Origin of the sequence: Lichenibacterium ramalinae (assembly GCF_004137085.1) — a bacterium.
Lineage (GTDB): Bacteria > Pseudomonadota > Alphaproteobacteria > Rhizobiales > Beijerinckiaceae > Lichenihabitans > Lichenihabitans ramalinae.
The window spans coordinates 1-21,587 of record NZ_QYBC01000019.1; the positions used below are offsets into that span (position 1 = coordinate 1).

Consider the following 21,587-nt stretch of genomic DNA (forward strand, 5'->3'; position numbering starts at 1 on the left):
CTGACGACCTAACTGAATCACACTTCACACCGCGCCGCCACGCCGTCGAGATTCTAATGCTCGCTGACGAACTCTAGCGTGGCGCGCCAGCGCCGGACCGCTTTCGCCCCCGGCGGTTCGCTCCAGCTCCGAATCGAAAGCATATGCAGGGGCTTGGAGCCGCCAGGGCCACCGGGAGTCGGCCGAGAGGCGCTAGAAGTGGAGCCGGTTCAAGGGCTCCAGCACGTCGCCGATGTCGGCGTGGAGGACGAGGTCGGCCGCGGCGTCGAGAGGTGTCGCTTCCCGGTTGACGATGGCGAGCCGGGCGCCGTTGCCGGCCGCCAGTTCGGGGAACCGCGCGGCCGGGCGCACCAGCAGCGTCGACCCCAGCACGACGAAGAGGTCGCAGCCGAGCGAGGCCGCGACGGCCCGGCGCAGCGTCGCTTCGTCGAGCGACTGGCCGAAGGCGATGCTGGCCGACTTGACGATGCCGCCGCACCGGCATTGCGGCAAGGCGCCGTCCCGCTCGAACCGGGCCCGGATGGGCGCGAGCTCGTAGCGGGTGCCGCAGCCGAGGCACCGGGCATGGCCGCCGTTGCCGTGCAGTTCCACGATGTCGTCGCCCGCGCGGCCGGCGGCGGCGTGGAGCCCGTCGATGTTCTGCGTGATGATCGTCCGGGCGAGGCCCACCTCCACCCAGCGCGCCACGGCGCGGTGGCCTCGGTTCGGCACGGCCCCGGCGTAAAGGTCGTCCATGGCGAACTTGCGCCGCCAGGCCTCGGCCCGCAGCGCGGGCTCCGCCAGGTAGTCCTTGAAGGCGATGGGCGCGTGGACCCGCCAGGGGCTGCCCGGCGAGCGGTAGTCGGGCACGCCGGATTCGGTGGAGATGCCGGCGCCGGTGAACACCGTCACGGCCCGCGCGGCGCCGAGCAGGCGCGCGAGGGCCTCCGAGGCCGCGGTGGCGTCCCGCGCCGTCAAGCCGACTGTTTCAGCGGCACGACGTTGTGGAGGCGGCTATCGGCCGCGTCGAAGAAGCGCTTGATGCCCCGCGCCGCCTGGCGGATGCGCTGCTCGTTCTCGACCAGGGCGAGACGCACATGGTCGTCGCCGTGCTCGCCGAAGCCGATCCCGGGCGCCACGGCGACGTCGGCCCGCTCGATCAGCAGCTTCGAGAACTCGAGGCTGCCGAGGTGGCGGAAACGCTCGGGGATGGGCACCCAGGCGAACATGGAGGCGGCCGGGGCCGGCACCGTCCAGCCCGAGGCCGCGAAGCTGTCCACCATCACGTCGCGGCGGTTCTTGTAGATGGAGCGCATCTCGACGATGCAGTCTTCCGGCCCGTTGAGGGCCGCCGCGGCCGCGACCTGGATGGGCGTATAGGCGCCGTAGTCGAGGTAGCTCTTCACGCGCGTCAGGGCGGCCAGCAGCCGCTCGTTGCCGACCGCGAAGCCCATGCGCCAGCCCGGCATGGAGAAGGTCTTCGACATGGAGGTGAACTCCACGCAGACATCCATGGCGCCGGGGATCTGCAGCACGGAGGGCGGCGGCTCGCCGTCGAAATACACCTCCGAATAGGCGAGGTCCGACAGGATGAAGATGTCGTGCTTCTTGGCGAAGGCGACGAGGTCCCGGTAGAAGTCGAGCGACGCCACCATGGCGGTGGGGTTCGACGGGTAGCAGACCACGACGGCCAGCGGCTTCGGGATGGAATGGACCACGGCGCGCTCGAGCGCGGTGAAGTAGTCCGGCGTCGGCTCGGCCGGCACGGAGCGGATGACGCCGCCCGCCATCAGGAAGCCGAAGGCGTGGATGGGGTAGGACGGGTTCGGAACCAGCACCACGTCGCCCGGGCCCGTGATGGCCTGCGCCATGTTGGCAAAGCCTTCCTTGGAGCCGAGCGTCGCCACCACCTGCCGGTCCGGATCGAGCTTCACGCCGAAGCGGCGCCCGTAATAGCTCGCCTGGGCGCGGCGCAGGCCGGCGATGCCCTTGGACGAGGAATAGCGGTCGACGCGCGGCTTGGTGGCGGTTTCGACGAGCTTGTCGACGACGTGCTTGGGGGCCGGCAGGTCGGGGTTGCCCATGCCGAGGTCGATGATGTCGGCACCGGCGTTCCGGGCCGTGGCCTTCAGGCGGTTGACCTGCTCGAAGACGTAGGGGGGAAGGCGGCGGACGCGGTGAAAATCGGACATGGGAAGGACGACCCTGGAACGGGATGAGCGGGCAGGTCGCCCGCTGTTGGGGGAGAATGCGGCGACGTGGTGAATTAATCCGCAACGGCGGGAGCGGACGTGGGCTTGGCGCGCCTGCGCCCCTTGGGCAGATCGACCGGCGCGGCGGCCGGGTTCAGCTGGCGCGCCTTCGCGGCATCGAGCGCATCCGTGGCGGCCTCGATCTCGGCGGGCGTCTTCACGGCGCGCGGGCTCACCTTGTGGGGCAGCGCCGTCGGGATGTAGCCGAGCTCGGCGGCGTTCGGCCGCGTGCGCTCGACGAAGGCGGGCGGGGGCTCGGCCGGCGTCGCCTTGAGGTTCAGCGTCTGCAGCGCCTGGTCCCACAACCCGTCTCCGGCGCGCGCCGGCGCCGCGGCGGCCAGGCCCGCCAGGGCCACCAGGATGGCCAGGGCGGAGCGGGAACTCGGGTTGCGGTCGGGGTCTTTCCCACACATATATCGACTCCCGCGGGACCGGGGACGGGCGAAGACCCCGGGCGGGGTTTCGATCACGATCGGTAGCGGGATATTGTGTTCGGAGATGGACGGCAAGCGCCGCGGCCCGTCGGCGCAGGCCGGTGATGCGGCGGTGCCGGTCCGCCCCGGCGCGCGGCACGCCCCGGCCGGGATCGACAGAACGGGGCGCCGCATGCACGGCACCCCTCTCGAGCGAGGGAGATCGTCATGAAGGACCAGCGTCCGCCGAGACAGCCGGACAGCGCCCGGAGACGGTCCGTGTCCGGCAAGCCGAGCGTCGCCAAGCCCGTCGGATCCAAGCCACCGACCGCCAAACCCGGCCGTGTCGACCTCAAGGACGCGGAGCACGAGGTCGTCGGGCCCGAGGTCGTCGCGCACGAGGTCGTCGAGCCCGAGGACGCAGGAACCGAGGCTGCGGGATCCGGAACCGGGACGCCCGGCGCCGCGACCGCCGGGGATGCACCGGCGAGGGACGCGAAGCCGCTCGGCGCCCGTGCGTCGGCCCTCCAAGACATGGCCAGGACCATGCCCAATGCCCGCCCGCCGGCCGGGGAGCCGCGACCGGGCGCGACGACATCGGCGCCGGCCGACCCCGGCGCCCCCGCGGCGGATCCCGCGCCGGCCGATCCGGCGCCGGTGCCGGGCCTCGCCGAACTCGACAAGCTGTCGCGCAACATGAGCCTGCTCGTCGAGGAGAGCCAGAAGGTCGCCAGCGCCTACATGGAGCCCCGCACCCGCGGGGCCGTGCCGGCGCAGGGCGGCGAGGAAGCCAAGGACATGGTGCAGACGCTGGGCCAGGTCGCCGCGCAATGGCTGACCGACCCCGCCCGCATGATGGTGGCGCAGGCGACGCTGTCGAGCCAGATGGTCGACCTGTGGGCCGGCACGATGCGCCGCATGGCGGGCGGACCCGCGCCCGAACCCGAACCGGCCAAAACGGCGGACAAGCGTTTCGCCGCCCCCGAATGGCGCGAACTGCCGGGCTTCGACTTCCTGCGTCAGGCCTATACCATCACCAGCGACTGGGCCAACGGCCTCGTCGAGGAGGCCGACCTCGACGAGGCGACCCGGGAGCGCGCACGCTTCTACCTTCGCCAGATCACCGGCGCCCTGTCGCCGTCGAACTTCCTCGCCACCAACCCGGAACTGCTCAGGCACACGTTCGAGGAGGGCGGCGAGAACCTCGTGCGCGGCATGCGGATGCTGGCCGAGGACATCGCGGCCGGCAAGGGCGACCTCAAGATCCGCCAGAGCGACAACACGGTGCACAAGCTCGGCGTCAACATGGCGATGACGCCCGGCAAGGTCGTCTATCGCAACGCGCTGATGGAACTCATCCAATATGCGCCCGCCACACCCGACGTGTACCGGCGCCCGTTGCTCATCGTGCCGCCCTGGATCAACAAGTTCTACGTGCTCGACCTCAACCCGGCCAAGAGCTTCGTGAAATGGGCGGTCGACCAGGGCCTGACGGTGTTCGTCATCTCCTGGGTCAACCCTGACGAGCGCCACGCCGACAAGGACTTCGAGAGCTACATGCGGGAGGGCATCCTCGCCGCCCTCGACGCCGTCGAGCAGGCGACCGGCGAGCGCGACGCCACCGCCATCGGCTATTGCGTGGGCGGCACGCTGCTGGCCGTGACGCTGGCCTATATGGCGCTGAAGGGCGACACCCGCATCTCCAGCGCCACGCTGTTCACGGCGCAGACGGATTTCCGCAACGCCGGCGACCTCAAGGTTTTCGCCAACGAAGAGCAGATCGCCGCCGTGGAAGCCCAGATGCGCGAGCAGGGCTACCTGCAGGGCTCGAAGATGGCCAACGCCTTCAACATGCTGCGGCCGAACGATCTCATCTGGTCCTACGTGGTCAACAACTACCTGAAGGGAAACGCGCCCTCGGCCTTCGACCTGCTCACCTGGAACTCCGATTCCACCCGTATGCCGGCCGCCAACCACGCATTCTACCTGCGCAACTGCTACCTCGGCAACAAGCTGACCAAGGGCGAGATGGTGGTGGGCGGCGAAACCCTGGACCTGAAGCGCGTCACGATCCCGGTCTACAACCTCGCCACCAAGGAGGACCACATCGCGCCGGCAAAGTCGGTGTTCGTGGGGGCGGGGTTCTTCGGCGGGCCGATGCGCTACGTGCTGGCGGGCTCCGGCCACATCGCCGGCGTGGTGAACCCGCCGGCCAAGCCGAAATACCAGTTCTGGTCCGGCCCCGCGGTCGGCGACAGCTTCGAGGCTTGGCTCGATGCCGCGACCGAGACGCCCGGCAGCTGGTGGCCGGACTGGGCCGCCTGGGTCGCCGCCCAGGCGCCCGACAAGGTGCCGGCGCGCCAGCCGGGCGGCGGCGTGCTGGAGCCGCTCTGCGACGCGCCGGGCGAGTACGTCCGGGTGCAGAGCTGAGCGCGGAGGACTCACGGGGCGGCGGTCGCGTCCTGCGATGCCGAGACGTCCCCCGGTGCCATGACGAAGACCCGCACCGGCCCGCTCGCCGGGCCGGCGGGGCGGAGCCAGGCGGGCGGGGCGCCGGCGAGGATGCGGGCCGCCACGCCGTCGGGCCGGCGCTCCGCATCCTCCACCACCTCGGGCGAGGTGAGGCACGCCACCACGTAGCGGACGCCGGCCGCGCCCGCGATCGCGCGGGCCTCGTCGAGCCCGGCATCGAAGAAGAGCAGCGCGGCCCGGTTGCCATAGGCGTTGCGGTGATACGGCGCCGCCAGCACGGCGTGATGCGTGTAGGCCAGGATCTGCGATCCAGGGTCGATCGTGGACAGCACCAGGCCCGCCGGCAGCCGGCCGAGCCCGGCATAGGCGGCGGGAGCGAAGCAGGCGGTGGCGTCGACCGGATGCACGGGCGCGGGCGCCACCCTGCCCGGCCCCACCGCCATCGCGGCGGCCCAGCCCGCCTGCGTCAGGCCCTGGCCCACCACCACGCAGGCCAGAGCGGCGAGGGGCCGCCGCGGCCGCGCGGGATCGAACAGCCGGCACAGGGCCCAGGCGCCGCCGAGCGCCGCGAAGGCTTCCGCCGAGGCCGCCACCCGCACCGCCCAGCAGGTCCCGGCGATCCCGGCGGCGAGGAAAGCCGCCACCACGGCCCAACGCGCCCGCACGGCGCCGGAGGACCGCGCCAGCGCGGTGCCGACCAGCACGGCTCCCAGCATCAGCATGGCGGCGATCGGCACGGCGCCGGCCGGGTCGCGCCGGAGGAGTTCGCCCAGCGGCAGCGCCTCGCCGACATCGGCCAGCCAGCGGCTGCGCAACAGCGGGTCGACGCCCGAGAAGGGATCGGCGAGGCAGCCCGGGAAGGCCGTGACCAGCACCAGCGCGGCGCCGACGCCGGCGACGAGCGCCGCGCCCGCCCGCAGCACCGGCGTCCCCAGACGGGCGGTGGCGAGCGTGAGGGCGAGCGAGACGAGCCCCGCGCACCAGCAGGCGGCCAGATGCGGTGCCCCGAAGGCGTCGCAGCTGCGCTCGCCCCAGCGGTCGGGCGGGATCTGCACCACGACCACCAGGGCGGTGGCGGCGAGCAGCGCGCCGGCATAGGTCCGCAGCGCGCCTTCGGCCTCCCGGCCCCGCAGCACCCAGGCGAGGACGGCGGCGGCGCCCGGCACCACGGCGAAGGGGAGGTTCTGCAGGTTGATGGCCAGGGTCACGGCCGTGAGCATGCCAGCGGCGGCGGCATGCGCCGCCCGGCCCCGCGTCGCGCCGATGCCCGCCACGGTCTCGCAGGCCAAGGCCGCCAGCAGCGTCACCTGGAGGCCGTGGTGATGGATGTGGCCCGGCACGAAGACGCTGGCGGTCTCGAGGCCGCCGACGGCGAGCAGGCAGGCCGCCAGGGCGGCGCCCGGCCCGGGCACCAGCAGCCGGCCGAGCCGCGCCTGGCAGGCCATGAAGGCCGCCAGCAGGGCGACGGGCTCGACGAGCCGCGCCAGGCGCTCGGCCGTGTCGGGGGCCGCGACGGCGCGGAACAACAGGATCAGGCCGGCGATCGGCAGGTCAGCCAGGCGCGACCAGTGCATCGGCACGCCGTGACCCGGCGCCAGGCGGGTCGGCACGAGGTCGTACCAGCCCTGCCCGCCCAGCAGGTCCCGCACCTCGACGGCCCGCATCGCGTCGTCGGGGTTGAAGAAGATGCCGGTCGACCACACGGCCGCCGCCTTGCCGGCGGTGAGGGCCAGCACCAGCGCGCAGCCGAGCAGCACCGCCGTGCCGGCTCGCCACAGGGGTGGAGGCACCGGCGACGGTCGGGTCTGGGATGGGGCGTGAAGCATGGCGGACGGCACCGGCGCGAGGGCACGGGACGCTTATGGACCGCAAAAGCGAAGCGGCCCTTACGCGCCGCCTCCCCGCCCGGCCTTGTCGCGGCGGGAGACGGGACGCATAGTCGTCGGCGAGCCGGCCCCCGCGTGAGGCGCCGGACTGCGGGAGACGGACATGAAATTGGTGCGCTACGGCGAGCCCGGACACGAGAAGCCGGGCCTGATCCACGGCGGCACGCTGCGCGACATCGGCCATATCGTGCCGGATCTCGCCGGCGAGCATCTCGGCCGCGAGTCGCTCGGCCGGATCAGGGCCGCGAACCCCGACGACTTGCCCGTGGTCGACGGCTCCCCGCGGATCGGGCCCTGCGTGGCGCGGCCCTGCAACTTCATCGCGGTGGGGCTCAACTTCGCCGACCATGCGGCGGAAACCGGCGCCCCGATCCCGAAGGAGCCGATCCTCTTCAACAAGGCTCCGAACTGCATCGTCGGGCCCAACGACACGGTGATGCTGCCCAAGGCGTCCGAGAAGAGCGACTGGGAGGTCGAGCTCGCCATCGTGATCGGCGCGCGGACGTCCTACGTCAACGAGAAGGAGGCGATGGACCACGTCGCGGGCTTCTGCGTCTGCAACGACGTGTCCGAGCGCGCCTTCCAGACCGAGCGCGGCGGCCAGTGGATGAAGGGCAAGGGCTGCGCCACCTTCGGCCCGCTCGGCCCCTGGCTGGTGACGCCCGACGAGATCGCCGACGTCCAGGCGCTCGACATGTGGCTCGACGTCAACGGCCGGCGCATGCAGACCGGCTCGACCGCCACGATGATCTTCAACGTGGTGCAGATCGTGTCCTACATCTCGCACTTCATGGTGCTGGAACCCGGCGACGTCATCACCACCGGCACGCCCCCCGGCGTCGGCCTCGGCATGAAGCCGCCGGTCTTCCTCAAGCCCGGCGACGTCATGGCGCTGGGCATCGCGGGCCTCGGCGAGCAGAAGCAGAGCGTGGTGGGCTGGACCCGGGGCTGAACGGCAGACCTCGCCGGCCGGCGCATGGGCCGGCGAGGGCACAGCCGTCGAGGCCGAGGCGCGGGGGCGCCGCCGCCATCCCATCTCTGGCGTCCGACCCGCCCGGCGAGGCGGTCGTTATGAGCACGCCAGACCTCGACTGCTCTTCAGCGCGTGGTCGATCAGTGTTCGAGCCTCGACGCCGTCCGCCGCCACTGACGCGCCCGGTCGGTCGCGGCAAACGCACTCCACTATTCTGGAGCTTTGAACTCCGTCGGTAGCGCCGCGCGCGCGGACCGAACCACGCCCTTCGATTGCACTCCGAACCATGGTGCAGAAGTGTGGTGCCCGATGCAGAACAGCGCGGAGGGCCGCCGAGGCTGCAGCCAGGCCAAGATGCCGGGAGTGACCGCTGGCGCGGCTCGGCGGAATGATCCGACAAACGCACCGACCCGGATCATCGCCGAGGTCGATCAAGACATCATCAGGACGAAGGCCCGGACGCGGCGAACCGCGGCAGCATCATCCGGCTCACCCACCCGGACGGATCCGCGGGTAGGAGCCGAGGCAGGCGACTCGGCCCCATCACGTCAGCCCCGGACAGCACGACCGAAGCATCGACTGAACTCTGCCGATGTCGCCGCTCGCGTTCGCCCGCCGGTCCCGGCGTATTGCGGACCATTTGATCGGCTCGAAGAACAGTGCGGCCGTACTCAACGCCGACGTGGTACTGTGACCGGCGCAGCTTCCGGCCGGAGCGATTTATGAGGGACCACACATCATCGGAGCTGCCAAGACGTGCTTCGCGCCCAGCATAGCAATGCTCCGCAACAGTGCCGGCGGTCGCACCGCGGGTTCGCTCGGCCGAGCGCATCTTGCTTTCTCTGACATTGACCGTCTAAGTCCCAACCGCAAACGACAGCAAGGAATCGTCATGCCGCCTCATGCCAAAAAAATCATCGCGGCGCTTGCTAGCTTGAGATCCGATTGGGAAGGGGAGGCGTCTCTCCCATTCGAGATCTCATTCGACGTCGAATCAGCAGCGCAGATCGACGACATCGTCAGGAGCGAGCCGAATCTCAAACCTACTTTGGAATTCTACCAAGGACGCATGTACAATACTTGCGATATTCATGGCTCCAAGGTGAGATGGCCGGCTGCGGGAAACGGATTACCGTTTGCGCAATGGCTGTACAAAACTCCGATCACAGAGTTCGATGTGCCGAAACGCGATGAGAGTGAGCCCTTCATGGCGAGCTCGTCGTGCTGTGCTGCTGATTTCTTCCACCCGAGGTTCAAGGAACTCAGCGCGCTACTTGGCTTCGCACCCATCTACCACAGAAAATATTGGGAGTGGGTATTCATACTGCACAAGGCTATGTCGCTCGGTGCTTGCGGGAACGGGAAGCGTGCACTCGGCTATGGGGTCGGCACAGAACCACTCCCCGCTGCGCTGGCCAAGGCTGGATCATTTGTCCTCGCGACAGATGCGCCGGTGGAGATCGGCGTGAGTAAAGGCTGGTTGGCGGGAGGTCAATATTCGAGTGGCGTGGACAATCTTCACTACCAGGGGATCATCGAACTCGACGAATTTCGGCAGAAAGTGGACTTCGCAGAAGCCGACATGAACGCGGTGTCGACCGGGTTCAACGATTTCGATTTTGTATGGTCGTCATGTTGCCTGGAACATCTAGGGAGTCTGAAACATGGGCTAGATTTCATCGAGAATACCGTGGAGAAGAATTTGAAGGTCGGCGGGGTCGCCTGCCACACCACCGAATTCAACGTTTCGTCGGATCACGACACCGTAGAGGCCGGCGCCACCGTCTTATATCGTCGTAGGGATTTGATGGCGTTTGCGGAACGGCTGAGAAGTCGAGGCCATTCGGTCGAGCCGATCGTATTCGCTCCCGAATCCCATGTGCTGGATCAGTATGTCGACGTGCCGCCTTTTTCATCGCACGGCCACCTCAAGTTACTGCTTGAGGGATATGCGTCGACATCGATCGGGATCGTCGTCAGGCGCGGAAAGTGATGGATGGAACTTTGACGCGGCCCACCTTTTCGCACCCTGCCCTCTGGGCAAGGCTGTTCGAGCGCCGACGACTTCGACGAAAGGGTGAAACTTTTTCGGTCTGGACACCCGATGCGTCGAAGCTGTTCGACCGTCGGAACGACGTAGGGCTGCCTCGCGCTGGCTTGAACGAGCAGCCGAGCATGATCGAGAGCCGACGTGCGACACGGCGGATCGTTCGGGAAGTAGGATGTCCGCGGCAAACCAGCATGCCCGACAGTCTGGCGCTTCAGCTTGCGAGATCGCCTGCCATTACAGTTTGAGGGTGCTTCGAGAAGGCCCAGGCCGTCGTCCGTGTCCCTTGACCGGCGCAGCCGGATGGCCACCGCGATGGCGGCCTTCAGGCGACGACCCCGTGAGGCCCGACGAGCTGTCGAGCCTCAGCTCATTGGGCAAGGCAGGCCGATACCCGCGCCTGCGAGCCGGGTGCTGAGCCCGTGATCGGCCGTTCCGCCTGCAGCCCCTACCATCACCGTCCAGAAGCGACCTATGCCGAGAACGGACGGAGTCGGCACTGAACAGCTGGCTGGCGTCAGCCCACGCGCCATCGTCTGTCCTTCGCCCCGATGCGATGCCCGGCCCCCGGCCGACCCTGGCGACCTGCGAGCCGTGCTGTCGGCCATGGCGGACGCGAGGCAGCCGGGGTGGGTGCGGTGAGATGCGGCGTATCTGAGATGCGGTCCCGCCGATCTCCGAACGGGCGCCGGTCCGCTCGCATCGGCCGGCTTCCCAGCGAGCCGTCGCGCTGCACGGGAGTTCGAGCGGTCGAAGTGCGGCAGTCTGGTCGTCGACGCACCTTTGGCAAGGCCCGATCTCCGCGAGGCGCCGCGTTCGAAGCGCTTGTGTCGGACGGGTCCATTGTCGATAGCTTGGGCCTCATGCTGGCCGGGAGATCATCCACCATTCGCCCTCGTCAACCTGGTCGGGCCTTCATCGCTCGAAACGCGCCGGGTCGACGGCGGCGGATGCGGGACCGCGACCTGGCGGCACGGGAAGGCCGCTCGTCGCGCCCGGTCGCGGAACGCGGGCGCCTCGGATGCAGCGCACGATGAACCCTCACATCCAGGCACCGCGATCATGCCTCGCGGGAGGTGGTGCGGCCGGAGAGCGGTTGCGAGCCACGGATTGGTCGGTCAACCCGCTCGGTCCCGTCGCGGCTTGGCCGCTGTCCCTGCAGGCGGCGGTGCGGATCGTGCTCAGCTCCAAGTTCCCCATGATGCTGCATTGGGGACCGGACCTGGTCACGATCTACAACGACGCTTACGCGCCCAGCCTCGGCCACAAACATCCCGGCAACCTCGGCCGTCCCGCGCGGGAATGGTGGTCGGAGATGTGGGACGAACTGACCCCCATCTTCGACCGGGTCCTGTCCGGAGAGGCCTTCTACGTCGAGGACGCGCGATATACCCCGGATCGTGACGGGGAGCCACAGGAAGCGTTCTTCACCCACTGCCACAGCCCGCTGTGGGACGACGAGGGTCGCGTCGCCGGCATCTTCCTGGTCGTGACGGAAACGACCGCGCGCGTCGTCGCGGAACGCGAACTGTCGCGGACCAACGGCGAGCTGTTGGACAGGGTCGAGGCGGTTCGGGCCAGCGAGGCGCGCCTGCGCGCGATCGTCGGCACCGTGCCGGTCGGCATCGTCATGGCCGACGAGCGGGGTGCCGTGTACGGCGGCAACGCCCGTGCCGAGCAGATCTTCGGCCACGCCGTCCTGCGCTCCCCCGACCTGGACGCCTACGGTGACTGGATCGCCCACCATCCGGACGGCCGCCGCGTGCAGGGGCGAGAGTACCCCCTGGCGCGCGTCTACGCCGGTGAGGAGCGGCCCGAGTTGGAATGCCTGTACCGCCGGGGCGACGGCCGTGAGGCCTGGGTGCGGATCATCGGCGCCCCGGTGCTCGACGGGGCGGGCGGGCTCATCGGTGGCATCGTCGCCGTGGTCGACATCGACCAGGAAAGGCGGGCGGCGGAGCGGCTGAGCGCCAGCGAGGCGCACTGGCGCGGGTTGTTCGAACGGCTGAACGAAGGGTTCATGGTCGTGGAGATGATCCGCGACGCCTCGGGTGTCGCCAGGACGTGGCGCTTCGTCGAGGCCAACGACGCCTGGGACCGCATCTCCGGCCTGTCACGGGCGAGCGCCATGGGCCGCGCCGTCGACGACGTGATCCCCGGCGTCGAGCAGGACTGGCTCGACAGGTACATCGCGGTGGCGGAAACCGGAGAGCCGCAGGCTTTCAGGATGCCGCTGCGGGTCCTCCACCAGATCTATGACGTCCGTGCGTTCCGCGTGGCCCCCGACCGCGTCGGCGTCCTGTTCCAGGAAGTGTCGAGGCAGCAGCGCGAGGAGATGCTTCGCTCGGCTCTGCTGCGCCTGGCGGACCGACTGCACGAGTTGAGCGATCCCGCCGAGATGGCGTTCGCGGCGTCGGAGGTCATCGGCGAAGCGCTGCGGGTCGCCCGCGTGGGATACGCCACCATGAGCGAGGATGGTGAGGCACTGACCATCGAGCGGGACTGGACGGCGCCGGGCTTCGCGAGCGGGACTGGCCTGCACCGGGCCTCCGACTACGGCAGGGCCGTTTCGGATCTGCGCGACGGCGATGCCGTGGTCATCGCGGACACGGCCCTCGACCCGCGGACCGCCAGGGACGGCATCGCGGGTTTCGACGCCTATGCCGTCCGTGCTCTCGTCAACCTGCCGCTGATCGAACAGGGGCGCATGGTGGCCTTCCTCTACGTCAACGACCAGGCCTCCCGGGCCTGGACCCCTGAGGAAGTCGCCTTCATCCAGACCGCGGCAGGGCAGACGAGGGTGGCGACGGAACGGCGCCGTGTCGAAGGCGAGCTGCGACGGCTGGCGGCATCGCTGGAGCAGCAGGTCGAACGGCGAACCGCCGAGCGCGACAGGGCGTGGCGCTTGTCGCAGCAGTTGCTCGTGACCGCCACGCAGGACGGCGTCATCGTGAGCGTCAACCCGGTCTGGACGCGGCTGCTCGGCTGGACGGCGGCCGAGCTCGTCGGCACCTCCTTCGCGCATTACACGCATCCCGACGACCTCGCCGCGACGCTGCAGGCGTTCGCGAGCGTGCTGGAGCGACCCCTGGCCGTGCCGTACGAGTACCGTTTCCGTCACAAGGATGGTGCCTATCACTGGTTCGCCTGGACGGGCGCCTTCGAGGACGGACTCGTCTACGCGACCGGCCGCGACCTGAAGGTCGAACGCGAGCAGGCCGAGGTCCTGCGGCAGGCGCAGAAGATGGAAGCCGTGGGGCAACTCACGGGTGGCGTCGCTCACGACTTCAACAACCACCTGACCGTGATCCGCTCGTCGGCCGACCTCCTGAAGCGTGCGGACCTGCCGGAGGAGCGCCGCCGTCGCTACGTGGCCGCCATCTCCGACACTGCGGACCGTGCGGCCAAGCTCACCGGCCAATTGCTCGCCTTCGCGCGGCGCCAGGCGCTCAAGCCCGAGATCTTCGATGCCTGCGCGAGCGTGCGCGCCTTGTTGGACATGATGGCAACGCTGACCGGTTCGCGGATCAAAGTCACCCTCGACCTGCCCGACGGTGGCTGCTTCGTGGTTGCCGATCCGAGCCAGTTCGACACGGCCCTGGTCAACATGGCCGTCAACGCGCGAGACGCCATGGACGGCGTTGGCCTGCTCACCATCGCCGTTCGCGAGGTCGACGGGATGCCCGCCGTCCGCGCCGATCCCTCCCGGCAGGGGCCGTTCGTGGCCATCACCCTGGCGGACACGGGGAGCGGCATCCCCGCCGACCGCTTGGACCGCATCTTCGAGCCGTTCTACACGACGAAGGACACCGGCAAGGGCACAGGGCTCGGCCTGAGCCAGGTGTTCGGGTTCACCAAACAATCCGGAGGTGAGGTCACGGTCGCGAGCGTGGTCGGGAAAGGCACCGCATTCACGCTCTATGTGCCGCGTGTCGCGGCCGAGGCGCCCGCGCTCGCGGCGGGCGAACCCGCCATCGAGATGCTGGCCGACGGGCACGGCACACGCGTCCTCGTGGTCGAGGACAACGACGACGTCGGCACCTCCGTCGAGCAGGCCCTGGCCGACCTGGGTTACGTTACCGTCCTGGCCCGCAGCGCCGAGGAGGGCTTGGCGGAACTGGCCCGCGATCCGGACCGGTTCGACGTGGTGTTCACCGACGTCATGATGCCGGGCATGAACGGCATCGACCTGGGTCACGAGATCCGGCGCCTCCACGGTGACCTGCCCGTGGTCCTGACGTCCGGCTACAGCCTCGTCCTGGCGCAGGAGGGCACGCATGGGTTCGACCTGCTGCGAAAGCCCTACTCGGCGGAACAACTGTCCCGGATCCTGCGTGGCCATGCCGGGCGGAAGACGCGCACGGCCACGCCCGGGCCGGCCACCTCGCCACCTTGACCGGGTCGGGCCACCCGTATCGATGGAGCTGCCCCGAACCGTAGGGTGGACCGGCCTGTGCGGGCCGGATCGCGGATCGTCGGTGGGGCGGTGATCCCGACACCTGAGGGGTCGGCTCGCACGGTGAGGAGCGTCGAGCCAGGTCGGTCATTCCGCCGCAAGCGCTCCGGAGGGCGCCTCGACCGATCAGGTACCGTCGAACGCACGACGGTACCATGGTACAAGCGCTGCATGGACAAAGGCGAACTCGATCCGCGCCTCACGGAAGGCGAGTACCGCGCGGAGATCGTCCGCCTGCGCGCCCTCGTGGCAGGTGCCCCGGCATCATCGACGACATCGGATCACGTCTCCTCCGAGATTGCCGGCACGGACCTCGGCGAAGACCCGTTCTTCGCCGCGGTCCAGGCCACACGCATGCCCATGGTGGTATCGAACCCACGCCTGCCCGATAACCCGATCGTCTTCGCCAACGACGCCTTCTGCAGGCTGACCCGCTACCCTCGTGCGGAGATCCTCGGTCGGAACTGCCGTTTCCTGCAATGCGCCGACACGGATCCCGACACGGTGGCCCGCATCCGGGCCGCCATAGCCGTTCCCGAGGCCGTCGAGATCGAGATCGAGAACGCGCGTCGAGACGGCACGCGCTTCTGGAATCGGCTCCTGACGGCACCGGTCCACGGTGCCGACGGCACCCTGCGCTACTTCTTCGCCAGCCAGGTCGACATCACGGCCGAACGGAACCGTCTGACGGGACTGGAGAGCCACAACGTGGCACTCGCCACGGAGATGGCCGGACGCGCCGAGGCTCAGGAGCGGAGCGAGGAACGCCTGCGCTTCGCGACCGAGGCCGGCAAGCTCGGCGTCTGGGACCTCGATCTCCGGACACACGAGATGGAGGCCTCGCCACGCTGCGCCGAGAACTTCGGCCTCCCGCGATCCTGGCGTCTCACCTACGCCGACATCCAGGCTGCCGTGCACCCCGACGATCGAGAGCGTCGCGAAGCGGCAGTGGCGCAGGCGGCGAGGACCGGGGACGATTACGACATCGAGTATCGCATCATCCGCCCCGACGGCAGCACGGGGTGGGTGCAGGTCCGCGCCAGGACGATGATCGAGGCAGACGGGCGGTCGCCTCACCTCGTCGGCATCTCGCTCGACGTCACGGAACGCGCGGTGGCCGACATCCGCCGGCGTGCCCTCGTCGAACTCGGGGACGCGATCCGCGACGGTACGGACCCGGACGGGGTCGCGTTCACGGCGGCCAGGATCCTCGGCACGACGCTGGGCGTCAGTCGCGCCGGTTACGGCACGGTCGACCTCACCCGCGAGACGATCACCATCGAGCGGGACTGGAACGCGCCGGGGATCCGAAGCCTCGCCGGTGTCCTCCACTTCCGCGACTACGGATCGTACATCGACGACCTGAAGCGCGGCGAGACGGTGGTCTTCGCCGACGCGGAAACCGACCCGAGGACGGCGGCGACGGCCAACGCCCTGCAGGCCATCAGCGCAACAGCGGTCGTCAACATGCCGGTGACCGAACACGCGGGGCTGGTGGCCCTGCTCTATCTCAACCATGCGACGGCGCGACGTTGGTCGCCCGGTGAACTGGCCTTCGTTCGGGACGCCGCCGAGCGGACCCGCGTCGCGGTCGAGCGCCGTCGAGCCGAGCAGGACCTCGTCGAACTCGCCGCGTCGCTGGAACGGCGGGTCGAGGAGCGCACACGGGAGCGTGACCGGGCCTGGAAGCTGTCACGCGACCTTCAGGCCGTGGTGGACCAGGACGGGATCTTCGTCGCCGTCAACCAGGCCTGGACCGCCATCCTGGGGTGGAGACCCGACGAGGTCGTCGGCCGCCATCACCTCGCCTTCGAGCATGCCGACCATCATGCCGACAGCGTGTCGGCACTCCGGGCGGCGTTGGAGTCCGGGTTGCCCGCCTACGAGACGCGTTGCCTGCATGCCGACGGGAGCACACGCTGGATCTCTTGGGTGGCCGCCTCCCAGGACGCAATGGTCTACGCCAGCGGCCGCGACGTGTCGCAGGAGCGGGAGCGCGAAGCCATCCTGCGGGACACCCAGGACTTCGCCCGGCTCGCCCTCTCCGCCGTGGGCGGAGTGGGCGTGTGGATCCATGAGGCCGCCACCGACCGGTTCTCCTACGACGCCGCCATCGCCGACCTCTACGCTCTCGACCCCCAACGAGGGCCGAAGGGCATCCCGCGCGTCGAATTCCTCGCCAACGTGCATCCCGACGATCGCGCGGCCCTGACGACCACCATGGCGAGTGGTCTCGTGCATCCGGGCGATCTGGAACTGGAGTATCGGATCTGCCATCCGAATGGCGTCATACGATGGGTGCTGTCGCGCGGGCACACCTATCACGACGCGGAGGGGCAGCCCGTCCGCCGGACGGGCGTGGGCGTCGAGACGACGAAGCAACGACAGACCGAAGAGGCGCTGCGTCAGTCGCAGAAGATGGAGGCCGTGGGCCAGCTCACCGGCGGTGTCGCGCATGATTTCAACAACCTGCTGACCGTGATCCGGTCGTCGGTGGACCTGCTGAAACGGCGGGACCTGCCGGAGGAACGTCGCGTCCGCTACGTCGGCGCGATCTCGGACACCGTCGATCGCGCCGCCAAGCTCACCGGCCAGTTGCTCGCCTTCGCGCGCAGGCAGGCGCTGAAGCCGGAAGTCTTCGCCGCCAGCGACGGCGTGCAAGGCCTCAGGGACATGATCGGCACCCTGACCGGATCACGGATCCTCGTCACGACCGAGCTGCCGGAGGAGCCCTGCTTCGTCGAAGCGGACCGGAGCCAATTCGACACGGCGCTGGTGAACTTGGCGGTCAATGCCAGGGACGCCATGGACGGCGAAGGGCAACTCACGATCCGCGTCGAGGCCGTCGACCACAAGCCGCCCGTTCGCGCGCATGACGGCGTCGATGGAGCGTTCGTGGCGATCTCGGTCATCGATGTGGGAAGCGGTATCCCGCCAGAGCGCCTCGATCAAATCTTCGAGCCCTTCTTCACCACCAAAGCCGTCGGGCAGGGGACCGGCCTCGGCCTGAGCCAGGTGTTCGGCTTCGCCAAGCAGTCTGGCGGCGAGATCCTGGTCGAGAGCGAAGTCGGTCGCGGCACGACGTTCACCCTCTACCTGCCCCGCGTCCCGGCGCCCGAACAGGCCTCGAACGACCACGAACCCGCTCCTCTCGTGGACGGACACGGCACCGGCGTTCTGGTCGTCGAAGACAATGCCGAGGTCGGCTCTTTCGCGGTTCAGACCCTGACCGATCTTGGCTACGTGCCGGTACTGGCAGGCAACGCCGAAGAGGCATTGGCAGAGCTGGCCCGTGACGCCAGCCGGTTCGACGTCGTGTTCACCGACGTGGTCATGCCGGGCATGAACGGCATCGAACTCGGGGGGGAGATCCGCCGCCGGTACCGCGACCTGCCGGTGCTGCTGGCGTCGGGCTACAGCCACGTGTTGGCGCAGAACGGCACCGACGGTTTCGAGCTGCTGCACAAGCCCTACTCGGTCGAGCAACTCTCCCGCCTGCTGCGCAAGGTCGCCGCCTGGCAGCGTCGCAGCCGCATCATCAGACCCTGACGTTCCGCCTGAGTCTCCCGCGCTCGCCCGGTCCGAAGTCGCTGAAGCGAGAACATCTTCCGCCCGGTCGCCGCATCCCTGCCCCCAGTCAGGGCTTCGCCCGAGGCACGGATCACCGTAGCCCTTCGTGACGTGCACGACGACGTCGTCCGGCATGTCCTGCCAGTCGGGACGGATCCGACAAAGGACGACCTGGTTTCGCCGTCCGACTCGCCACTGTGTTCCCAGGCGCGATCAGGCCAGCGCCTGACGAAGCGCCATCGGGCTGGATGGGTCGGAAAAACCTGTCATGGACGCGGGAAAGGTCTGTCGCGCTCGCAGCGCTGGAGCGGGTGAAGGGAATCGAACCCTCGTCATCAGCTTGGAAGGCTGTTGCTCTACCATTGAGCTACACCCGCATGCTCGTCACGCTAGCATCGGCGCCCGGTCGCAGCAACCCTTCGGTGTCGGCCAGACCAGTCGATGGAGGTGATGGTGGAGGAGGTAGGACTCGAACCTACGAAGGCATAGCCAGCGGATTTACAGTCCGCCCCCTTTGCCGCTCGGGACACTCCTCCGTCCCATCCCGCGGCGCCGCTCGGCGCCGCCGGACTGGCGCGCTTATCGCGGCGGGCGGTGGTTCTGTCAACCCCGAGCGTGACGGCCGCGTGACCGGTCCGGGGCTCCGCTCAGGAGACGGCGGCCCCGGTCTCCTTGCTCTCGGCCCGGTGCTGCGCCGGCCCGAACTCGCGGCTGAGGTTGTGGGCCGTGTTGATCAGGGCCACGTGGGTGAAGGCCTGCGGGAAGTTGCCGACCTGGCGCTTCGCGACGGAATCGTATTCTTCCGACAGCAGGCCCACGTCGTTGCGGAGCGCGATCAGCCGCTCGAACAGGGCCCGGGCTTCGTCGAGACGGCCCATGAGGACGTAATTGTCGGCGAGCCAGAAGGAGCAGGGCAGGAAGGCGCCCTCGTGGCCGCCCGCCAGCCCGTCGACGTTGCCGGTCTCGTCGTAGCGCTTCACGAAGCCGTCCTCGAGCAGGTGATCCTCGATGGCCTTGACGGTGGCGACCACGCGAGGGTCGTCGGCCGGCAGGAACCCCACCATGGCCATCAGCAGCAGGCTCGCGTCGAGCGACGTGCCGCCGTAATATTGCGTGAAGCAGCCCTTCTCGGCGCTGAAGCCGCGCTCGCACACCTCGCGGTGCACCTGGTCCCGGACGCCGCGCCACCGGTCGACCGGGCCGGCCAGGCCGTATTCCTCGACGGAGCGGATGGCCCGGTCGAAGGCGGCCCAGACCATCACCTTCGAGGCGGTGAAATGCTTGCGCCCGCCCCGCACCTCCCAGATGCCCTCGTCGGGCTGCTGCCAGATGGTCTCGAGGTGGCCGACCAGGGCGCGCTCCAGGTTCCAGCCGTTGTCGTCGGGCGCGAGCCCGAGGCGGCGCGCCTGGTACATGGCGTCGAGCACCTCGCCGTAGACGTCGAGCTGCAGCTGGCCGGCCGCGGCATTGCCGATCCGCACCGGGGTCGAGCCCTCGTAGCCGGCGAGCCACGGCACCTCGTATTCCTCGAGCCTGCGCTCGCCCGCGATGCCGTACATGATCTGCATCTGGTCGGGCGAGCCCGCGATGGCGCGGATCAGCCAGTCGCGCCAGGCGCTGGCCTCCTCGAGGAAGCCCGAGGTGAGCAGCGCGTAGAGCGTCAGCGTGGCGTCCCGCAGCCAGCAGTAGCGGTAGTCCCAGTTGCGCGGTCCCCCGAGCTGCTCGGGCAGCGACGTGGTGGGTGCCGCCACGATGCCGCCGGTCTCGTAGTGGGTCAGGGCCTTGAGGGTGATCAGCGACCGCTGCACCACCTCCACCCAGTCGCCCGCCGTCTCGGTCCGGTGCGAGCGGGCCCAGTCGGTCCAGTCTTCGGTGACGAGTTCGATGATCTGGGCGGGGTCGACCGCCTGCGGCACGGGATGGAAGGAGGGCGACCAGGTCAGCGTGAAAGCCGTGTCGGCGCCCTCCTCGGCGGTGAACTCGCCCAGCGTGCGGAAGTCCTGGCCGCGCAGCGGCACCGTCGTGTCCAGCACGTAGCGGTCGGGTCCCGCCACGGCCGCCACGCGCCCGTCGGCGAGCCGGCTCACCCAGGGCACCACCGTCCCGTAGCCGGGCCGCAGCACGATCTCGACCCGCATCGGCACGCTGCCGCTCTCGGCCCGCACGAGGCGCACGACGTCGCCGTGGCCTTCGCGCCGGCCCATGGCGTCGACCAGCAGCACGGTGCCGGCCTCCGTCTCGAAGCGGGTTTCGAGCACCAGCGTGCCCTCGCGGTAGCGCCGCGTCACCCGCGTCACCGGCACGGCCGGGGCGATCTGCCAACGGCCGTTCTCGGGCGTGCCGAGAAGGGCCGCGAAGGAGGCGTGCGAATCGAAGCGCGGCAGGGCCATCCAGTCGATCGAGCCGTCGCGCCCGACGAGCGCGGCGCTCTCGCAATTGCCGATCAACGCATAGTCTTCGATTCGCAGCGCCATGATGGTCCCGTTCGCCTCGTCGTGTCTCGGGGCAAGTAGCGCCTGGGCCGTCGCCTGCCAGGGCGGAGCTCAAGGCAGGCGGGCGAGCCGCTCGACGAGGAGGTCGAAGAAGCCGGCGTCGTCGACGCCGCGCAGGAACAGCGCGTTGGCGGGCCGCCCGGTGACGCGCCAATAATCCGCGACCGTCATGCCGAGCGTGAGGGGGCTGGCGCATTCCACCGCGACGTTGATGCGGCGCCCCTCGTAGAGCTCGGGCGCCAGCAGCCAGGCGATGACGTTGGGGTCGTGGATCGGGGCGCCGGGCGAGGCATATTTTTCGCGGTCGAACCGTTCGGAGAAGCCGAGCATCCCGGCGACGGCCGCTCCGCAGCGGTTGCCGAGCGCGCGGAAGCGGGCGAGCCGCTCGGGCGTGGCGAGCGCCCGGTGGGTCACGTCGAGCGGCAGCATGGTGATGGGCACGCCCGAGCGCAGCACGACGTCGGCGGCCTCGGGATCGACGTAGACATTGAACTCGGCCGTGGGCGTGATGTTGCCGACCTCGAAATAGGCGCCGCCCATCATCACGATCTCGCGGATGCGCGGGGCGATCTCGGGCGCGCGGTTGAGCGCCAGCGCCACGTCGGTCAGCGGGCCGAGCGTGCACAGCGTCACCTCGCCGGAATCGGCGGCCAGCAGGGTCTCGACGATGAAGTCGATGCCGGGCTTGGGATGCAGCGGCACGTCGGGCTCCGGCAGGTCGACGCCGTCGAGCCCCGTCTGGCCGTGCACGTGCTCAGCCGTGATGGGCGGGCGCACCAGCGGGCGCACCGCGCCGGCATGGACCGGCACCTCCGGAAAGCCGGCGAGCTCGACGATGCGGCGGGCGTTGCGCTCCGTCAGGGCGAGCGGCACGTTGCCCGCCACCGCCACGATGCCGAGCACGTCGAGTTCCGGGGAGGCCAGCGCCAGCAGGATGGCGACGGCATCGTCCTGGCCGGGATCGGTGTCGATGATGATCTTTCGCGGCATATGGCCTCCGGCAGGACGATGGTCTATCGGTCTCGTCCGCGCGGGAACCGGCTGGGC

The 21,587-nt window shown here is 69.5% G+C and carries 11 protein-coding genes, 2 tRNA genes and 1 pseudogene; 6 read left to right on the forward strand and 8 right to left on the reverse strand.

Features of this window, described 5'->3' with window-relative positions:
• Positions 1-192 precede the first annotated feature (192 nt).
• From D3272_RS20235 to D3272_RS20245, 3 genes are all read right to left on the reverse strand, one after another.
• Positions 193-957 (reverse strand): SIR2 family NAD-dependent protein deacylase, encoded by a 765-nt coding sequence (locus D3272_RS20235; RefSeq protein ID WP_245496695.1) that lies wholly within the window; start codon positions 955-957, stop codon positions 193-195.
• Entirely contained in the window at positions 954-2,171 is a 1,218-nt protein-coding gene (locus D3272_RS20240; RefSeq protein ID WP_129221031.1) for an LL-diaminopimelate aminotransferase, read from the reverse strand. The genes D3272_RS20235 and D3272_RS20240 overlap by 4 nt, the downstream gene beginning before the upstream one ends.
• Positions 2,172-2,245: 74 nt before the next feature.
• The gene (locus D3272_RS20245; RefSeq protein WP_129221032.1) at positions 2,246-2,644 is read right to left on the reverse strand and encodes a hypothetical protein; all 399 of its coding nucleotides are present in this window, start codon (positions 2,642-2,644) and stop codon (positions 2,246-2,248) included.
• 696 nt (positions 2,645-3,340) lie between these two features.
• Here D3272_RS20245 and D3272_RS20250 point away from each other — a divergent pair.
• On the forward strand, positions 3,341-5,074 hold the full coding sequence (locus D3272_RS20250; RefSeq protein ID WP_245496703.1) for a PHA/PHB synthase family protein: 1,734 nt from the start codon (positions 3,341-3,343) through the stop codon (positions 5,072-5,074).
• An 11-nt stretch (positions 5,075-5,085) separates the two neighbouring features.
• Here D3272_RS20250 and D3272_RS20255 read toward each other — a convergent pair whose 3' ends face one another.
• Positions 5,086-6,906: a hypothetical protein gene (locus D3272_RS20255; RefSeq protein ID WP_129221033.1), complete on the reverse strand. Its 1,821-nt coding sequence runs from the start codon at positions 6,904-6,906 to the stop codon at positions 5,086-5,088.
• A gap of 199 nt (positions 6,907-7,105) precedes the next feature.
• Here D3272_RS20255 and D3272_RS20260 point away from each other — a divergent pair, with 199 nt between their 5' ends.
• From D3272_RS20260 to D3272_RS20275, 5 genes and pseudogenes are all read left to right on the forward strand, one after another.
• Complete coding sequence (locus D3272_RS20260) at positions 7,106-7,954, forward strand: fumarylacetoacetate hydrolase family protein (RefSeq protein ID WP_129221034.1); 849 nt, start codon at positions 7,106-7,108, stop codon at positions 7,952-7,954.
• Positions 7,955-8,867: 913 nt separating this feature from the next.
• The gene (locus D3272_RS20265) at positions 8,868-9,968 is read left to right on the forward strand and encodes a hypothetical protein (RefSeq protein WP_245496696.1); all 1,101 of its coding nucleotides are present in this window, start codon (positions 8,868-8,870) and stop codon (positions 9,966-9,968) included.
• Positions 9,969-11,118: 1,150 nt separating this feature from the next.
• Positions 11,119-14,418: a PAS domain S-box protein gene (locus D3272_RS20270; RefSeq protein ID WP_165361439.1), complete on the forward strand. Its 3,300-nt coding sequence runs from the start codon at positions 11,119-11,121 to the stop codon at positions 14,416-14,418.
• A 420-nt stretch (positions 14,419-14,838) separates the two neighbouring features.
• Positions 14,839-15,573, forward strand: a pseudogene (locus tag D3272_RS28455) (PAS domain-containing protein); the annotation flags it as partial.
• A gap of 18 nt (positions 15,574-15,591) precedes the next feature.
• Positions 15,592-18,027: a PAS domain-containing protein gene (locus D3272_RS20275; RefSeq protein WP_245496698.1), complete on the forward strand. Its 2,436-nt coding sequence runs from the start codon at positions 15,592-15,594 to the stop codon at positions 18,025-18,027.
• A 324-nt stretch (positions 18,028-18,351) separates the two neighbouring features.
• On the opposite strand, the gene D3272_RS20280 is transcribed toward D3272_RS20275, so the two are convergent.
• From D3272_RS20280 to D3272_RS20295, 4 genes are all read right to left on the reverse strand, one after another.
• Positions 18,352-18,425: transfer RNA gene (locus D3272_RS20280), tRNA-Gly, on the reverse strand.
• A gap of 74 nt (positions 18,426-18,499) precedes the next feature.
• A tRNA-Tyr gene (locus D3272_RS20285) sits at positions 18,500-18,584 on the reverse strand.
• A gap of 111 nt (positions 18,585-18,695) precedes the next feature.
• The gene (locus D3272_RS20290; protein WP_129221037.1) at positions 18,696-20,522 is read right to left on the reverse strand and encodes a glycoside hydrolase family 15 protein; all 1,827 of its coding nucleotides are present in this window, start codon (positions 20,520-20,522) and stop codon (positions 18,696-18,698) included.
• Between the two features lie 69 nt (positions 20,523-20,591).
• Complete coding sequence (locus D3272_RS20295; RefSeq protein WP_129221038.1) at positions 20,592-21,530, reverse strand: nucleoside hydrolase; 939 nt, start codon at positions 21,528-21,530, stop codon at positions 20,592-20,594.
• Between the last annotated feature and the right edge of the window lie 57 nt (positions 21,531-21,587).

Bases quoted from the DNA above. Each gene is read 5' to 3' on its own strand.
- D3272_RS20240 (WP_129221031.1), bottom strand. From the start codon at position 2,171: ATGTCCGATTTTCACCGCGTCCGCCGCCTTCCCCCCTACGTCTTCGAG.
- D3272_RS20245 (WP_129221032.1), bottom strand. From the start codon at position 2,644: ATGTGTGGGAAAGACCCCGACCGCAACCCGAGTTCCCGCTCCGCCCTG.
- D3272_RS20250 (WP_245496703.1), top strand. From the start codon at position 3,341: ATGAGCCTGCTCGTCGAGGAGAGCCAGAAGGTCGCCAGCGCCTACATG.
- D3272_RS20260 (WP_129221034.1), top strand. From the start codon at position 7,106: ATGAAATTGGTGCGCTACGGCGAGCCCGGACACGAGAAGCCGGGCCTG.
- D3272_RS20265 (WP_245496696.1), top strand. From the start codon at position 8,868: ATGCCGCCTCATGCCAAAAAAATCATCGCGGCGCTTGCTAGCTTGAGA.
- D3272_RS20290 (WP_129221037.1), bottom strand. From the start codon at position 20,522: ATGGCGCTGCGAATCGAAGACTATGCGTTGATCGGCAATTGCGAGAGC.
- D3272_RS20295 (WP_129221038.1), bottom strand. From the start codon at position 21,530: ATGCCGCGAAAGATCATCATCGACACCGATCCCGGCCAGGACGATGCC.